The following is an 18,263-nucleotide window of genomic DNA, read 5'->3' as shown; positions in this document are numbered from 1 at the left end:
GCGGCACCCCGCCACCGCCCCGCACCTCCGGCCGCGCCCCACGGCGTACCGATCCGCCGCGTCACCGTCCACGAGGACCTCCCAGATGCCTGCGAACGCGTCTCCGCTCCAGCCCTCCGAGCCCACCGCCCCCTCCGAGCCGATCACCGCCGAGGCGCTGCGCGACCTGCTCGCGTCGGCCGTGGCCGAGGCGACCGGTCTCGACCCGGCGGCCGTCGACCCGCACCGTCCGCTCGCCGAGTTCGGCCTCGGATCACGGCAGTTGGTCGCCCTCGGCGTGGAGCTGGGCGAACGGCTCGGCCGCACCCTCGACCCCTCCCTGGTCTTCAACCACCCCACCGTCGCGGCCCTCGCGGCCGCGCTCGCCGCCGCGTCCCCGGGCGCCGGGGACGGGGCACGGCCCGACGGCGCCGTACGGCCGCAGCGCTCCGCGCGTCCCGACGGCGGGCCGGAGTCCGGCGCCGCCCGCCCGGACCACGGCACGGACATCGCCCTCGTCTCCATGGCCTGCCGCTTCCCCGGCGGCGCCGACGACCCCGAGGCCCTGTGGCGGCTCCTCGACGGCGAACGCGACGTCATCTCCGAGGTCCCCGGCGGCCGTTGGGACACCGCGGGACTGCTCGACCCCGACCCGGAGGCCACCGGCCGCGCCTACACCCTGCGCGGCGGCTACCTCGACGCCATCGACCGCTTCGACGCGGCCTTCTTCGGCGTCTCCCCGCGCGAGGCCGCCGCCATGGACCCCCAGCAGCGCCTCCTGCTCCAGACCGCCTGGGAGACCCTGGAACGCGCGGGCATCGTCCCCGACACCCTGAGCGGCAGCTCCACGGGCGTCTACGTCGGCCTGTACGACAGCGGCTACCTCGGCGCCGCCTCCCTCGCCCAGCTCGACGGGCACGTCGGCACCGGGTCCGCCGCCAGCGTCGCCTCCGGGCGCATCGCCTACACCCTCGGTCTCCAGGGGCCCGCCGTCACCGTCGACACCGCCTGCTCCTCCTCCCTGGTCGCCCTCCACCTCGCGGCCCGCGCCCTCGCCGCCGGGGAGTGCGACCTCGCCCTCGCGGGCGGCGCCACCCTGATGGTCACCCCGCGCGGACACGTCGAGTTCAGCAGGCTGCGCGGGCTGTCCCCGTCCGGCCGGTGCAGCCCCTTCTCCGCCGACGCCGACGGCGTGGTGTGGGCGGAGGGCTGCGGGCTCGTCCTGCTCAAGCGGCTCGACGACGCCCGCCGCGACGGCGACCGCGTCCTCGCCGTCGTCAAGGGCTCCGCCCTCAACCAGGACGGCCGCAGCCAGGGCCTCTCCGCCCCCAACGGCCCCGCCCAGGAACGCGTGCTGCGGGCCGCGCTGGACGCCGCCGGACTGCGCCCCGACGACATCGACGTCGTCGAGGCGCACGGCACCGGCACCCCGCTCGGCGACCCCATCGAGGGCAACGCCCTCGCCGCCGTCTACGGGCCCGGCCGCCCCGCCGACCGGCCCCTCGGCGTCGGCTCCCTCAAGTCGAACATCGGGCACACCCAGGCCGCCGCCGGGATCGGCGGCGTCATCAAGACCGTGCTGGCCCTCGGCCACGAACGGATACCGGCCTCCCTGCACGCCGACGAACCCTCCCCGCTCATCGGCTGGGACGGCGGCGGACTGCGCGTCCTCACCGCCGCCGAGCCCTGGCCGCGCCGCGCCGACCGGGTCCGCCGCGCGGGCGTCAGCGCCTTCGGCATCAGCGGCACCAACGCGCATGTGGTGCTGGAGGAGGCGCCTGCGGAACTGGCGGGTGCGGGCGGGGGCGCCGGTTCCGGTGGTGTGGACGCTGTCGCCAGTGGTGCGACCGATGGGGAAGCCGGTGCCGTGGCCCCCTTCGGGGCCGCTTCCCGGCCGTTGCTGTTCCCGCTCTCCGCCCGGAGTCTGCCCGCGCTGGCCGGGCAGGCCGAGCGGCTCGCCGCCGCGCTGCGCGACCGGCCCGGCACGCCCCTGGCCGGGGTCGCCGCGACCCTGGCCCGCCACCGCACCCACTTCCCGCACCGCGCGGTCGTCCAGGCCGCCGACCACGCCGAACTCCTCGGCGCGCTGGACGCGTTGGCCGCCGGTACGCCCGACCCCGACCGCACCGCCGGACCCGCGTCCCCGCTCCCGCCCGGCAAGGTCGCCTTCGTCTTCCCCGGCCAGGGCAGCCAGTGGGCCGGCATGGCCCGCGACCTCCTCGCCCACGACCCCGTCTTCGCCGACGAACTCGACCGCTGCGACGGGGCGTTGCGCCCCCTCACCGACTGGTCCGTCGCCGCCGTCCTGCGCGGCGACCCCGGCGCCCCCTCCCTGGACCGCGTGGACGTCGTCCAACCCGCCCTGTTCGCGGTGATGGTGTCCCTCGCGGCCGTCTGGCGGGCCCGCGGGGTCCGCCCCGACGCCGTCGTCGGGCACAGCCAGGGCGAGGTCGCCGCCGCGTGCGTCGCGGGCGCCCTCAGCCTCAGTGACGCCGCCGCCGTGGTCGCCCTGCGCAGCCGCGCCCTGACGGGCCTGTCCGGCACCGGCACCATGGCCGTCGTCGCCCTGCCCCACACCGAGGTCGAGGCCCGGATCGCCGCTGACGGACTGACCGGCCGGGTGAGCGTCGCCGCCGTCAACAGCGGCCGCTCCACCGTGATCGCGGGAGAGGTCGACCCGCTGGTGGCCCTCCTCGACGACCTGGAGCGCGCCCAGGTCTTCGTCCGCCTCCTCGACGTCGACTACGCCTCCCACAGCGCCCAGGTCGAGCCGGTCCGCGACGAGATCCTCGACGAACTCGACGGCGTCACCGCCCTCCCCACCGCCGTCACCTGGTACTCCACCGTCACCGCCGAGCCCGTCACCGACGAGCTGGAGGCCGACTACTGGTACGCCAACCTCCGCGAGCCCGTCCGCTTCGCGCCCACCGTCGCCCGCATGGCCGCCGACGGCTACCGCTGGTTCGTCGAACTCGCCCCGCACCCCTCCCTGTCCACCGCCCTGCGCACCCTCGGCGAGGAGACCGGCCACGACCTCCTCGCCGTCGGCTCCCTGCGCCGGGACGCCGACGGACCCGCCTGCCTCGACGCCGCCGCCGCCCGCCTGCACGCCCACGGCCGGGAGATCGACTGGCGGCGCCTGCTGCCCGCCGCCGGCCCGGTCGAACTCCCCACCTACGCCTGGGACCTCCAGCGTCACTGGACCGAGCCCGAGGGCATGGCGGGCGGCGGCCCGGGGCTCTTCGACCGGGCCGCGCATCCGCTGCTCGGCGTCCAACTCCGGTCCGCCGACGAGACCCGATGGACCTTCCGCGACGAGTGGTCCCCGGCCACCGCCGACTGGCTGCCCGACCACGCCGTGTTCGGCCGCACCGTCGTCTCCGGCACGACCCTGCTCGAACTCTGCCGGGCCGCCCTCGCCGCCGCCCGCCCCGACGAGGCCGCCGACCTCGCCGGACTCCTGCTGCTGGCGCCGCTGGTGCTGCCCGCCACCGGCACCGTCGAGGTGTCCGTGGACGTCGTCTCCGACGGGCCCGCCGCCGAGGTCTCGGTGCACAGCCGCCCGCGCGGCGCGGACGCCCTCGGCTGGACCCTGCACGCCACCGCGTCCGCCGCCCCCTCCGCACCCCGCGCCGACCGGCGCGCGCCCGACTGGCCCGCGGAGGCCGTGCCCGCCTGGGACCCGGCCGCCTACACCCGCCTCACCGGCATCGGCCTCGGCTACGGCCCTGCCTTCCAGGGCGTACGGGAAGCCGTCCGCACGGGCGACGGCACCCTCCTGGCCCGCCTGTCGCTGCCCGCCGCCGCCCGCGACGTGACCGACCCCTACCCCGTCCACCCGGCGCTGCTCGACGCGGCGCTGCACGTCGCCGCCGCGCTCGACGGTGCCGACGGGGACGACCGGGTCCTGCTGCCCGTCGCCGTCGGCCGCGCGGTCCTCGACGGCGGCGCCGAGGACCTCCTCGTCTCCGTCCGCCGTACCGGCGACACCGCCACCGACCGCACCCTCGACGTCACCCTCTGGGACACCGACGGCTTCCCCGTGGGCCGCCTGGAGGACGTACGGCTCCGGGCGGCGACCGCGGCCGACCTGAGCGCGGCGTCGGAGAACGCGCGGCATCTGTACGAGGTGGCGTGGACGGCGGTGCCCACCGTGGTGTCGGTGGCGTCGGTTCTTGACGGGGAGCCGTCCGGCGGGGGCGTGTCCGGGGCCCGGCCGGAGACGGTCGTGCGTCACTGGCCCGGCGACCCGGACGGCGGTGAACTTGTCGACATGTCGGCGCGGTCGGCCGCCGCCGGGCTGGCGGAGCTGCGGGCGCTCGTCGCGCTGCCGCCGGGGGAGGCGCCCGCGCGGACGGTGTGGGTCACCCGCGGCGCCGTCGCGACCGGGCTCGGCGACGGGGTGCCCGGCCTGGCGCAGTCCGTGCTGTGGGGGCTCGCGCGCAGCGCGCGTGCCGAGCACCCGGACCTCGGACTGGTCCTCCTCGATATCGACGGCGACATCGCACTCGGCACCGGCACCGGCACCGACGTCGACACTGATACCGGAACCGATACCCACGCCGACGCCACGGTCCTGGCGGACGGAGCCGGTCTGCCGGACGGCCTGCTGGCCGCTGTCGCCGCGTCGGGCGAGCCGGAACTCGCCTTCCGGGATGGCACGTTGCTCGCTCCTCGCCTGGTCCGGTCGCGACCGGCCGACCCGGCCGACCCGGTCGGGGACGGGCCCGCCCTGCCCGCCGAGGGGACCGTCCTGATCACTGGCGGTCTCGGCGCGGTCGGCCGCCAGATCGGGCGCCTCCTCGCCGAACACGGCGTGCCCCGGCTGCTGCTGACGTCCCGTCGGGGCGCCGACGACCCGCGCGCGGCCGAGGTCGCCGCCGAACTCGCCGCCCTGGGCGCCGAGATCGAGGTCGCCGCCTGTGACGTCGCCGACGCCGGCGCGCTGGCCGCCCTCCTCGACGGGATCGGAGACGTCCACCCGCTGCGCGGTGTCGTGCACTGCGCGGGCCTGCTGGACGACGGCGTGATCGCGGACCTGACCCCCGAACGGCTCGCGGCGGTCCTGCGCCCCAAGGCCGTCGGCGCCGCCCACCTGCACCGCCTCACCGCGCACCTGCCGCTGGACCTGTTCCTGCTGGTGTCCTCGGCCGCCGGTGTCCTCGGCAACGCCGGACAGGCCAACTACGCCGCCGCCAACGTCTTCCTCGACCAGCTCGCCCACCACCGGCGCGCCCTGGGCCTGCCCGCCACCTCCGTGTCCTACGGCGCCTGGGCCGGGGAGGGCCTCGCCGCCGAGCACGCCGACCTCGCCCGCATGGCCCGCCTCGGCCACCGTGCCCTCACCCCCGAGCAGGGCCGTGATCTCACCGGCCTCGCCCTGCGGCGCGACGCCGCGCACCTGGTCGCCTGGGTGCTCGACCTGCCGCGCCTGCGCGAGACCGTGACCGGGGTCCCGCTGTGGCGGTCGCTGCTGCCCGCCCCGGCGTCCGCCGGACGCGGCGGCGGCCTCGCCGACCGCCTCGCCGCGCTGCCCGCCGCCGAACGGGCCGACCGGGTCCTCGCGTTGGTCCGCGAGGAGGCCTCCCGCGCCCTCGGGCTGCGCTCCGCCGAGTCCGTCCGCCCCGACCGGCCGCTGCGCGAACTGGGCATGGACTCGGTGACCGCCGTCGACCTGCGCAACCGCATCGGCGCCCGCCTGGCGGTCCGCCTCCCGGCCACCCTCCTCTTCGACCACCCCACCCCCGAACGCCTCGCCCGGCACCTCCTCGACAGCGCCCTCGGCGGCTCGGACGCCCTTACGGGGAACGCCCGTTCCGCTCCTCCGGCAGGGTCCCCGGCAGCAGCCGACGAGCCGGTCGCGATCGTCGCCATGGCCTGCCGTCTGCCCGGCGGAGTCGAGGGCCCCGACGACCTGTGGCGGCTGGTGGCCGAGGGCCGCGACGCCGTCGGCCCCTTCCCGGCGGACCGCTGGGACGTCGACTCCCTCTACGACCCCGACCCCGAGGCCCCCGGCAAGTCGTACGCCCGCGAGGGCGGTTTCCTCGACGACATCGACGCCTTCGACGCGGGCTTCTTCGGCATCACCCCGAAGGAGGCCGCCGCGATGGACCCGCAGCAGCGGCTCCTGCTGGAGACCGCCTGGGAGGCGCTGGAGCGCGCCGGGATCGTCCCCGCCGACCTGTCCGGCAGCTCCACCGGCGTCTACGTGGGCATGTTCGGCAGCGACTACCTCGCCGGGACCCGCCTCGACCAGCTCGACGGCTACGTCGGCACCGGCTCCGCGCCGAGCGTGGCCTCCGGCCGCCTCGCCTACGCCCTCGGCCTGCACGGCCCCGCCCTGACCGTCGACACGGCCTGTTCGTCCTCGCTCGTCGCCACCCACCTCGCCGTCCAGGCCCTGCGGTCCGGCGAGTGCGACCTCGCGCTCGCGGGCGGGGTCACACTGATGGTGACCCCGCAGACCTTCGTCGAGTTCAGCCGCCTGCGCGGCCTGTCCGCGACCGGCCGCTGCCGGTCGTTCTCCGACGACGCCGACGGCGCGATCTGGTCGGAGGGCGCGGGCCTCCTCGTCCTCAAGCGCCTGTCCGACGCCCGCCGCGACGGCGACGAGGTACTGGCCGTGCTGCGCGGCACCGCCGTCAACCAGGACGGCCGCAGCCAGGGCCTCTCCGCCCCCAACGGCCCCGCCCAGGAACAGGTCCTGCGCCGCGCGCTGGCCCAGTCCGGCCTCGGCCCGCAGGACATCGACTACGTGGAGGCGCACGGCACCGGCACCTCCCTCGGCGACCCGATCGAGGCGAACGCCCTCGCCACCGTCTTCGGCCCCTCCCGGCCCGCCGACCGGCCGCTGCTGCTCGGCTCCCTCAAGTCCAACCTGGGCCACACCCAGGCCGCCTCCGGTGTCGCCGGGCTGATCAAGGTGGTGCAGTCGCTGCGCCACGGCGCCCTCCCCGCCACCCTCCACGCGGCCACCCCCAGCCGGCACGTCGACTGGGCGGACAGCGGGCTGAGCCTCCTCCAGGAGGCCCGCCCGTGGCCCGCGACCGGGGACCGGCCGCGACGGGCAGGCGTGAGCGCCTTCGGCATCAGCGGCACCAACGCGCACGTCGTCGTCGAGGAGGCACCGGACGCCCCCGCAGCGCCCGCCACTCCCTCCGCGTCGCCCGCCGCCACCGAGCGGAGCGGCCTCCTGGCGTCCGCCCCCGAGGCCGAACCCGCCGACCGCAAAAGGCTCTTCGTGCTCTCCGCCCGCAGCGAGACCGCCCTGCGCGGCCAGGCCGCCCGCCTCTCCGCCCACCTCGCCGCGGACACCTCCCCGCACACTCCGCCCTCCCTGCACACTCCGCCGTCGCTGCCCGATCTCGCCCGCACCCTGGCCCGCCATCGCGGCCACTTCGAGCACCGGGCGGCCGTCGTCGCGGGCGACGCGGACGAACTGCGGTCCGTGCTGGACGCGTTGGCGTCCGGCCGGGCGCCCGTGACGGCGCCCCGCGAGGAGACCGCGGGGAAGGTCGCCTTCGTGGTCGCCGGGCACGGCGGGCACTGGCCGGGCATGGGCCTGGAGTCGTTCGCCGACTCCGCCGCCTTCCGCACCGAACTCACCCGGATCGACACGGCTGTTCAACGGCACGCGGGCTGGTCCGTGCTGAACGTGCTGCGCGCGCCGGAGGAGTTCTCCCCGCTGGAGCGCACCGAGTACCTCCAGCCCGTCCTGTTCGCCGTCAACGCGGCCCTGGCCGCCGCCTGGCGCGCCCTCGGCGTCATCCCGGACGCCGTCGTCGGCCACAGCCTCGGCGAGATCGCCGCCGCCTACACCGCGGGCGCCCTCGGCCTCGACGACGCCGTCAGGATCGTCACCGGCCGCGCCGAGGCCGTCGTCCCGTACGTCGGACACGGCGGCATGATCGCCGTCGGCCTCCCCGCCGACGAGACCACCGCACTCCTCGCCCCGTACGAGGGCGAGTTGTTCGTCGGCGCCTACAACAGCCCCCACTCGACGGCCGTCTCGGGCGCGACCGGCGCCCTGACCGCCCTGCGCCGCGAACTGACGGAACGCGGTGTCACCGTACGCCCGTTGTCGACCCCGTTCGCCTCCCACAGCCCCCTGATGGAGCCCCTGCGCGACGCGTTCCTCGACCGGCTCGCCGGGGTCACGGGCGTCCGGTCCGCCACCCCGCTCTACTCGGCCGTGCACGCCGCACCCGTCGACGGCGAACGCCTCGACGCCGCGCACTGGTTCGCCAACCTGCGGGAGCCCGTCCGCTTCGCCGACACCGTCCGGCGCATGCTGGACGACGGCTACCGCTACTTCGTGGAGCTGAGCCCGCACCCCTCGCTGACCTCGGTCGTGGCCGCCGTCGCCGCCGAGACCGGCACGGACGCCGTCACGGTCGCCTCCCTGCGCCGCCAGCAGGACGGCCACGGCACCCTGCTGCGCCGGGTCGGCGAGCTGTACGCCGCCGGTCACGCCCCGGACTGGCGGACGCTGTTCCCCCGAGGGCGGCGGGTCGACGCCCCCACCTACGCCTTCGCCCGCGAACGGCACTGGCTCGCCCCCGCCCCGGCCGGTGCCGACGCCGGGTCCCCGCTCCTCGGCACCCACGTCCAGGCCAGCGACGAACCCGACCGGCACCTCTTCGAGAGCCGCGTCGACCTGCGCGACAGCCGCTTCGCCTACCTCACCGACCACCGCGTCACCGGCGAGGTGTGGCTGCCCGGCGCCGCCTTCCTCGGCCTCGCCCTGGAAGCCGCCCGCACCGTCACCGGCGCCACCGAAGTCCACCTGGCCGACGTGGCGTTCGAACGCGCCCTGCGCCTGCCGGAGGACGCCCCCGTCCGGCTCCAGCTCGTGCTGCGGCCCGCCCGAGACGGCGCCCGCGAGTTCACCGTCGCCTCCGCCCCCGTCGGCGCCCCGGCCTGGGAACGGCACGTCACCGGCCGGCTCCTCGCCGACCCCGAACCGTCTCGACCGGCGGAGCGGGAAGTCCCGTCCGCACCCCGCCTCGACGACCTCCGCGCCCGGTGCGCCGAGACCGTCGAGACGGCGCCCGTGTACGCGCAGTTCGCCGCCCTCGGCATCGCCTACGGGCCCGCCTTCCGCAACCTGGAGTCGGCCGAGCGCGGCGACACGGTCGCCGTCGGACGGCTCGCCGAGCGTCCCCCGGCCGGGCACCTGCTCCACCCGGCCGTCCTCGACGCCGCCTTCCACGCCGCCGCCCTGCCCGAACACGCCCCGCAGGGACGGGCGTTCGTGCCCGCCGGGTTCGGCCGCGTCCACCACACCGGCCGCCGCACCACCCCCGCCCGCGTCAGCTGCGAACTGCGGTCGGCGTCCGGCGACAGCGCCACCTTCGACCTGCGCCTGTGGGACGACGACGATCAACTCCTGCTGACCGCGCAGGAGTTCCGTATCGCCGCGCTCTCCCCGCTGGACGGCGCCCTGTTCGAGACCCGCTGGCAGCCCCGGCCCGCCGCACAGCAGCCGCCCGCCGACGGCGGCTGGCTGCTCCTCGCCGACACCACCGGCACCGCCGACGACCTCGCCACCCGCCTCGGCACCGACGTCCCGCACGTCCTCGCCCGCAGCGGAACCGGGTTCGCCGCCGAGGGCCCCGGACGCTACGTCGTCGACCCCACCGACCCGGACCACCTCACCCGGCTGCTCGACGAGGCGTTCCCCGACGGGCCCCCCGCCCGGATCGTCCACCTGACCGCGCTCGACGCGCCCGCCGTCACCGACGGACCGACCGCCGCCGACGCCGCACGGCTGGCCTGCCTGAGCCTCCTGCACCTGGTCCGCGCCGTCACCGACCGCCCGCGCGGCCGGGCACCCCGCCTGCACGTCGTCACCCGCGGCAGCCAGGCCGCCGGGGACAGCACCGAGGTCGCACACCCCGAACAGGCCCTCGCCTGGGGCTTCGGCCTCGCCGTCGCCCAGGAGTACCCCGAGCTGTCCACCACCCTCGTCGACCTGCCGCCCACCGGCGGCGCCGACGCCCTGTGGACCACGCTCCGGCACGCCGACGACGAACGCCTCGTCGCCCTCCGCGACTCCGGCCGCCTCGTCCCCCGCCTGACCCGCACCCGCCCCGACGCCGACCGGCCCCGCGACTTCGGTCCCGGCGGCGTCCACCTCGTCACCGGCGGCCTCGGCGGCCTCGGCCGCACCGTCGCGGAACGCCTCGTCGCCCGCGGCGTCCGCCGCCTCGCCCTCCTCAGCCGCAGCGCGCCCTCCGCCGACGCCCAGCGGTGGATCGACGGCCTGCGCGAGCGCGGCGTCGCCGTGCACCTCGCCCGCGCCGACGTCGCCGACCGCGCCGGCCTCACCGCCGCCCTCGACGCCGTACGCCGCGACGCCGGGCCCCTCGCGGGGATCGTGCACGCGGCCGGTGTCCTCGACGACGCCACCGTCGCCCACCTCACCGACGAACGTGTCCTGCGCGTCCTCGCGCCGAAGGTCCTCGGCACCGCCCTGCTCACCGAACTCGCCCCCGAGGCCGCGAACATGATCCTGTTCGCCTCCGCGGCCGGACTGCTCGGCTCGCCCGGCCAGAGCCACTACTCGGCGGCCAACGCCTTCCTCGACGCCTGGGCCCACCACCTCTCGCGCACCGGGCGGCAGGCCCTCAGCCTCGACTGGGGCGCCTGGTCCGGCGTCGGCATGGTCGCCGGGTCCGGCACCCGCGCCGCCGAGACCGGCCGCTCCGGACTGGTCGCGTTCTCCCCGCAGGAAGGCGGCGAACTGTTCGACCGCGTCCTCGACACCGGGCGCAGGCAACTCGCCCCGATGGCCCTGGACTGGGAGCTGCTCGCCCTCGCCCCCGACACCGCGCGGACCCGGCCGATCCTCGCCGACCTCGTCTCCGCCCCCACGGGCGGCGGCGACACCGACGGCCTGGTCCGCAAGGTGTTCGCCGCGACCACCGACGAGGACCGCCGCACCTGGCTGGAGGCCTACGTCCGCGCCCGCGTCGGCGAGGTCTCCGGCGGACTCGTCGACCCGGCCGCCGGTACCGCGCTCAAGGAACTCGGCCTGGACTCCCTGATGTTGGTGCGGCTGCGGAACTCCTTCGCCCGCGAACTCGGCGTCGAACTCCCCACCGCCGAGATGTTCGCCGCCGCCGACATCCGCGGCCTGGCCGCCACACTGGCCGCCGCCCTGCCCGAACGGACGGCCGGGGACCTCGACGCGTCCCCGGAGACGGCCGCCCCGGCGGGCCCCGGCACCGCCGTGCCGGACCGCGAGACGCATCCCGCCACCCGCGACGTCGTCCGCCTGCTGCGCAGCGCCGCCCCGAACATGCCGCAGGCCGCCCACGCCGTCGGCCTCGCCGCCCGCCTCACCACGCCCACCGACCGCGCCACCCTCACCGCCGTCCTCACCCGCCTTGCCGCCCGCCACGCCGCCCTACGTACCGCCGTCACCACCGGCACGACAGGCCGCGAACTGGCGATCGCACGCGAGGTGACCGTCGCAGGGGAGGAGAACGGCGTACGGGACGAGAGTCGCGTACGGGACGCGAGTGGCGTGCGGGACGTGGCCGCCGGGGCGGGTGCGGCGGGGCCGCTGCTGCGGTGGACGTCCGTGACGGCCGTACCGGACGCCGCCGAGGGGCTGCGGGCGCTGCTGGAGCCGCCGTTCGACCTGGCGACCGCGCCGCTGTGGCGGTTCGAACTCCTCGACCCGGGCGACCACGGCGACCAGGTCCTGCTGTTCGGGGCGCACCACGCGGTGAGCGACCTCCAGTCGCTGCTGCTGGTGGCCGCCGAGATCGACCGCGAACTGTCCGGCACCCCCCTGGACGGCGAGGTCACCAACCGCGACGTCCGGCTCCTGATCGAGGCCCAGCGGACCGGCGAGGGCACCGCCGCAGACGACTGGCGGGCCGCGTTCGAGGGCGCCCAGCGCCTCGACCTCACCCTGTCCGCCCCCCGTCCGGCCGAGCGGTCCTACCGCGCGGGCAGCGTCACCGTGCCCCTGCCCGACGGGCTCATGGACCGCGTGTCGGCGGCGGCGAGCAGGCTCGCCGTCACCCCGGCCGCGTTCTGCCTCGGCACCCTCACCGTGCTGCTGGCCCGCGCCCGCGAACGCGAGCGGTTCGCGCTCGCCGTGCCGGTCGACACCCGTATCCACGCGGACGCCTTCGACGCGGTGGGCTTCTTCGGGGTCCCCGTGCCGTTCCCGGCCGAGGCCCGCACCGCCGAGACCGTCGCCGACGTGGTGCGCCGCACCGACGCCCGCATGGAGCGGCTCCTCGCGCGGGGCGCCATGTTCTCCGACGTCCTCGCCACCCTCGCCCGGCAGGGCCTGCCCCGGCCGAACGCCCCGCTCGTCGAGGTCTACTTCAACTACGTGCGGCACGGCGGCCGTCTGGACCGCCTCGACGTCCTCCCGGTCGGCGCCGGCTACTCCGACCTCGACCTGATGGTCACCGTCACCCCCGACGCGGACCGTGTCCGCCTCGACCACAACCTCGACATCCTGGACGGGGCCGACACCACCGGCCTGGGGGAGGAATTCGTGTCCCTGCTCGGCGAGTTCGCGAAGGACGCCACCGTGCCGGTCGCCGCGCCCGCGCCCCGGCAGGCCCCGGCCCCCACCGTCGCCCTGGCCGCCACGTTCGCCCTCGGCCACCTCCCCGCCCTCTGCGCGGCCACACTGCGCGCCGCCGCTGACGCCAACTCCGCTGCCGGTGCCGCCGGTTCGGCCGGTGTGCGGGTCGTCGAGGCGCCGTACCACCAGGTCCTCGCCGCCCTCCACGACCCGTCCGGCGTCTTCGCGGACCCGGCGACGTCGGTGGGCGTGGTGCTCCTGCGCGCCGCCGATCTGGAACGCTTCGGGCCCGTCGACGACGCCCTCCTCACCGAGCTGCGCACCGCCTACCCGGCCGCGCTGCGGGCGGTCGCGGAACGCACCCGGAAGCCGCTCGTCGTGGCCTTCCCGCCCACGGCCGGAGCGGACGGCGCTGCTGCCGGTGCGGACGTCTCAGGCACGGGTGCCGGTGCGGACGGTGAGGATGCGGGTGCCGTGGCCGGGGCCGACGCGGGCGGGCGGTTCGCCCGGTGGGAGCGGGAGATCGCCGACGAGCTGTCCGGGCTGCCCGGCATCGCCGTCCTCGGCCCCGACGCGTGGACGGGCGGGCCGGACGGGACGGACGGCCCGGACGGGGGCGACCCGTTCGATCCCCGGACCGAGCGGCTCGCGCACCTGCCCTTCACGCCGCCCTTCCAGGCCGCTGTGGCGCTGCGTCTCGCCGAGGTCGTCCGGGCCGCGCTGCGGCCCGCGCCCAAGGTGATCGCCGTGGACGGCGACGAGACGCTGTGGAGCGGAGTCGCCGGGGAGACCGGCCCCGAGGCCGTGGACCTGTCCGGGCCGCGCGCGCTCCTCGCCCGCAAGCTCCTCCGGTGGCGGGAGGCGGGCGCGCTGCTGATGCTCCTCAGCAACAACGACGAGGAGACCGTCCGCGCCGTCCTCGACCGGCCCGAAAGCCTCCTGAAGCCCGAGCACTTCAGCGTCCTCGACGCCGGGTGGGCGCCCAAGCCGAACCGGCTGGCGGACGCCGCCCGTGCCCTCAATCTCGGCCTGGACTCCTTCCTCTTCCTCGACGACAACCCCGCCGAGATCGGCAAGGTCCGCTCGGTCCTCCCGCAGGTCCTCGCCGTGACCTGCCCGCCCGTCGGCGAACTCGACGCGTTCCTCGACCGGTTGTGGCCGCTGGTACCCGCCCCGGCCACCGCCGAGGACGCCCTGCGGGCCCGCTTCTACGACCAGGAGCGCGCGCGGGACGCCGTCCGGGAACAGGCGGGCTTCGAGGAGTTCCTTGCCCGGCTCGACCTGGAGGTCGACATCCGCCCCCTGGGCGAGGACGACGTACCGCGCGCCGGACAACTCGTCCGCCGCACGAACCAGTTCACCCTCCGTGCCCGCTCCGCCGACGGGGGCGATCTCGCCCGCTGGCGGGAGAGGGGCGAGGTGTGGACGGCGTCCGCCCGCGACCGGTTCGGTGACTACGGCCAGATCGGCCTCCTCGCCGTCCGCGCCGACGGCGACCGCCTCGACGTCCTCGCCTGGCTGATGAGCTGCCGCGCGCTGGGCCGGGGCGTGGAGGAACGGCTGCTGGCCTGGCTCGCGGACCGCGCCGACGAGTTGGGCTGCGCCAAGGTGAGGCTCACCGCCGAACGCACCCCGCGCAACGCCCCCGCCCGCCGGATCGTGGCCGCGCTCGGCGGGGGCCACCAGGACGACGAGCGGCTGGAGACCGTCGCGACCCCGGACCACCTCAGGACGTTCCGGTCCTGGCAGCAGTAGCAGGTTCACCACAACAGGCATTTGGCCTAAAGCAGTTGGCAGTAGGCGCGGGGGTGTTCCCCGCACACCGTGAAGGGCTCCGATGGGTGACATGAACGACGAGGCGGCGGCGTACGCCGGACAGCGGGCGACCGCCGAGGCGATCGAACGCGGCGGGCTCGGGCTCGACGTGAGCGACCTGCTGGCCATGGTGATGACGCCGGAACCCGAGGCCGGAGCGGGGGGCGGCCCCGAGGCCGGACCGGAGGCCGGAGCGGGGGCCGAGCCGGCTGGGGGAGCAGGCGCGGAAGCGCCGACCGTGGCGGGCGCCGGGGGAGCCCGGCAGGCCCCGGCCGACGCCGACACTGCTGCCGCTGCCGCTGCCGCTGCCGCCGCCGTCCCGGCCGGGGCAGCCGCCCCCGCCGCCCCCACGCCGACCCAGGACGGGACCACCGCCCCCGCCCCCGACCTGCACGGTCTGGCCGCCGCCATCGCCACCGCGGCGGGGCGTCATCTGCCCCAGGGGCACCTGGACGTGGACGCCGACTTCTTCGACGCCGGGGGCAGTTCCGTGCACGCGGTCGAGCTGGCGGCGGAGCTGGAGCGCGAGCTGGGCGTGGAGCTGGACCTGGACGACGTGTTCGCCGACGCCCGGCCGGTCAGCCTGGCCCGCCGCTGGCTGGAGACCGCCCACGGGCCCACCGCCGTAGTCACCGCCCCCTCCGGTCCCGCGGGCCGGACGGCCGCGCCCCCGCTCCCCGTCCCGGCCCCGCGCGCCCCGCAGCCGGTCACCACCCTGCCCCTGCCCGACGCGCTCCCCGCGCCGCCCGCCCTCCCGGTCCCCGCGCGGACAGTCCCCGCGCGCCCCGCCCAGTCGGCCCCCGCGCCCCTCCCGCCGTATCCGGCCACCGCCCTCGAACCCGCCCCGCACACCACCGCCCGCCGCGCCGACCTGGACCAGATCCTGGCCGACCTCGCGCTCGCCGACCGGCTGCCCTTCGTGCGGTCGCCCGAGCCGGTGCCGCCGCGCCGGATCCTGCTCACCGGGGCGAGCGGCTTCCTCGGCGGGCACATGCTGCTCGACCTGCTGCGCCACAGCGACGCCCACGTCTACTGCCTGGTGCGCGGCGCCGACGAGGCGGCCGCGACCGCCCGCCTGGCCGGCCAGCTGCGCAGCTACCGGCTGCCGTGGAACGCCGAGGTCCGCCGCCGGGTCACCGTGCTGCCCGGCGACATCCGCAGCCCGCGCCTCGGCCTGCCGGACGAGCTGTGGGACACCCTCGCCCACGAGATCGACAGCATCGTGGGTGTGGCGGCGGCCGTGGACTTCCTGCGCGGCTACCCCTCGCTGCGCGCCAGCAACGTCCTCGGCACCCTCACCCTCGCCGAACTCGCCGCCACCGGACGGCCGAAGCCGCTGCACCACATCTCCTCGGTGGCCGTCTTCAACGAGGTCGGCATCTCCTCGATGGGCGAGGACGACCCCTTCGCGCACGTCGACCGGCTGATCGCGGGCTACGACCAGTCCAAGTGGGCCGCCGAGGTGGCCCTGCGCCGGGCCCGCGACCACGGCCTGATCGTGTCCGCGCTGCGGCCCGGCGGCATCGGCGGCCACACGAAGACCGGAGCCCACAACCCGCTCGACCTCAGCAGCGGACTGATCTCCGCCTTCGGCCGGTTCCGCACCGTACCGGCGTTCCGCTACCTCAACGCGGCCCCCGTCGACTGGGTGAGCCGGGTCGCCGTGGCCGTCGTCTGCGAACCGGACGCCTGGGGCTTCGACTACAACCTCACCGGCGTCCCCAACACCCTGGACGACGTGGTCCGCGACATGGCCTTCGGCGGCATGCACGTCCGCGTCCAGGACTGGGACGAGTGGCGCGCCGACACCCTCGCCCGCCTGGAGGCCGAACCCGTCCCCGAACTCGGCTTCCTCGCAAGGGTGTTGCAGAGCCCGACCGCGCTGAAGCTGTGCGAGGCCACCCTGAAGGGACCGGCCGCCACCGCCGAGCGCACCGACGCCCTCGTGGAGGCGCTGGGCCTGCCGCCCGCCGCACGCTACGACGCGCAGGCCCAGCTGAAGACGTTCGAGAAGCTCGCGGGCGACGGCCTCGCCCGCCTCCCGCAGAAGAGCGACCAGCCCTACCTGTGGTTCGCCGAGACCACCGAGGGCTCCGTACGCCCCACCGGGAACGACGGCGCTACCCACGACGGCGCTGCCCACGACAGTGAGGCCCACGGCGGCGCGGCGGCCGGGACCGCCGACAGCCCCTGCTCGATGGCCCTCACCCTCTCCATCGCGAGCATGTACCAACTCGTCAAGGAACGCCGGGTCGACGTCTCCGGCGAGGTCGTCTGCCCGGCCGCCCACCCCGGGCCGCTCACCGTCGTCCACGGCGACGTGTGGGTCCGCCCCGACGAGGGCATCCCGCACCGCCACGGCATGAAGCACCAACTCCTGCGCTACCGGCTGCGGTTGCGGGACGCGGACGGCGGACTGTGGTGGCTGGAGGGCCACAAGTACGCGCGGGCCCGCCGCGACCTGTGGCAGCAGACCCGCACCCTGAGCATCACCCTCGGCCGCGAGGGCGAACCGGCCGCGCTGACCGGCCGGGTCGTCGTGCCCGCCGACTCCTACGTCCGCGACCAGATCGACGGCATCCGCGTCGCCCCGCACCTCACCGGCCGGGAGAAGCGCACCGCCAAGCTGACCTGGCTGGCCTGGTTCGGCCTGGAGATGGGCCGGGGCCTGGCCGGTCCCTTCGCCCGCGCCGCCGCCGACCTCCTCGACCTGCGCCGCCCCCAGAACCCCACGGAGCGCCACCGATGACCGAGAACTCCACGGAGCAGCACCGATGATCTTCCGGACCACCCCCGCGCCCCGGCGGGCCCTGCGCAGGGTGCGCACCACCACCGCGCTGCGCCCGCTGCGCCACCGCCTCGACCCGGCCCGCGTGGAGGAGATCCCCTTCCACGCCCCCGACGGCGTCCGCCTCGGCCTGACCCGCGTCGATCCGGGCGAGCGCGGCCGTCCGGCGGTGCTGCTGCTGCACGGGCACACCGCGTCCGCCGACATGTTCCTGCTCCCGGAGACCCGCAACCTCGTCGACTCCCTCCTCGACGACGGCTACGAGCCCTGGCTGCTGGACTGGCGCGGCAGCCGCCGCCTGCCCTACAACGAGACCGGGCAGCGCTACACGTACGACGACGTCGCCCTGTACGACATCCCGGCGGCCGTCGCGGCGGTCCGAGAACGTGTCGGCGACCGGCCGCTGTTCGTCGTCGCCCACTGCATCGGCTCCCTCACCCTGTCCCTGTCGATGGCCGCCGGACTCGTCCCCGGCCTCGCGGGCGTCGTCTCGCAGGGCGTCTTCCTCACCCCGAAGCTCGCGGGGCGCACCTCGCTGCGCATGACGGTCGCGGGGGAGCTGCTGAAGAACCGCGTCGACCACATCCCGGTCGACTTCCGCAAGGTGGGCCTGCGTTCCCGCTACACGCCGCTGTTCGCGCTCGCCGGGCGGAAGGCGGACTGCCCCGACCCGACCTGCCAGATCCTGCACAGTTCGGCGTGGGGGAGCGGCGCCTCGCTCTTCGTCCACGAGAACCTGTCCGAGGCCACCCACGACCGGCTGGCCGAACTGCTCGGCCCGGCGCCGCTGTGGATACTGCCCCACCTGCGCCGCATCGAGCTGGCCCGCTCCGTGGTCCGCTGGCACGAGACCGACGACCGCTACCGGGCGCTCCCGCCGAACGCCCTCGACGCGGCCGGCCGCATCGACACCCCGGTGCTGCTCCTCGCGGGCAGCGAGAACGGCCTCTGGCTCGACTCGCAGAAACTTTGCCACGAGGTCCTCGCCCACCGGCAGCCCCACCTCGACGTCCGCTACACCGAGATCCCCGGCTACGGCCACCTCGACACGTTCCTCGGCCGGGGCGCCGCCCTCGACGTCTTCGGCCACATCCTCGACTTCCTGGGCGAGCGCCGGTGACGGCG

The 18,263-nt window shown here is 76.5% G+C and carries 3 protein-coding genes; all 3 read left to right on the top strand.

Annotation, left to right across the window (positions count from 1 at the left end; translation table 11 throughout):
• Positions 1-85 precede the first annotated feature (85 nt).
• The 3 genes from ACIQPQ_RS09895 to ACIQPQ_RS09885 all read left to right on the top strand — a co-directional run bounded on the left by ACIQPQ_RS09895 (position 86) and on the right by ACIQPQ_RS09885 (position 18,258).
• On the top strand, positions 86-14,290 hold the full coding sequence (locus ACIQPQ_RS09895) for an SDR family NAD(P)-dependent oxidoreductase (protein ID WP_401302113.1): 14,205 nt from the start codon (positions 86-88) through the stop codon (positions 14,288-14,290).
• A 91-nt stretch (positions 14,291-14,381) separates the two neighbouring features.
• Positions 14,382-17,099, top strand: coding sequence for a thioester reductase domain-containing protein (locus ACIQPQ_RS09890; protein ID WP_401302110.1), 2,718 nt, complete (start codon positions 14,382-14,384; stop codon positions 17,097-17,099).
• 25 nt (positions 17,100-17,124) lie between these two features.
• Positions 17,125-18,258 (top strand): alpha/beta hydrolase, encoded by a 1,134-nt coding sequence (locus ACIQPQ_RS09885; protein WP_401302107.1) that lies wholly within the window; start codon positions 17,125-17,127, stop codon positions 18,256-18,258.
• Positions 18,259-18,263 lie beyond the last annotated feature (5 nt).

Source organism: Streptomyces sp. NPDC091281 (assembly GCF_044757425.1).
In the GTDB taxonomy this organism is placed as follows: Bacteria; Actinomycetota; Actinomycetes; order Streptomycetales; family Streptomycetaceae; genus Streptomyces.
Note: the sequence above shows the minus strand (reverse complement) of the source record. Positions and strands in the feature narration are given on the sequence as shown.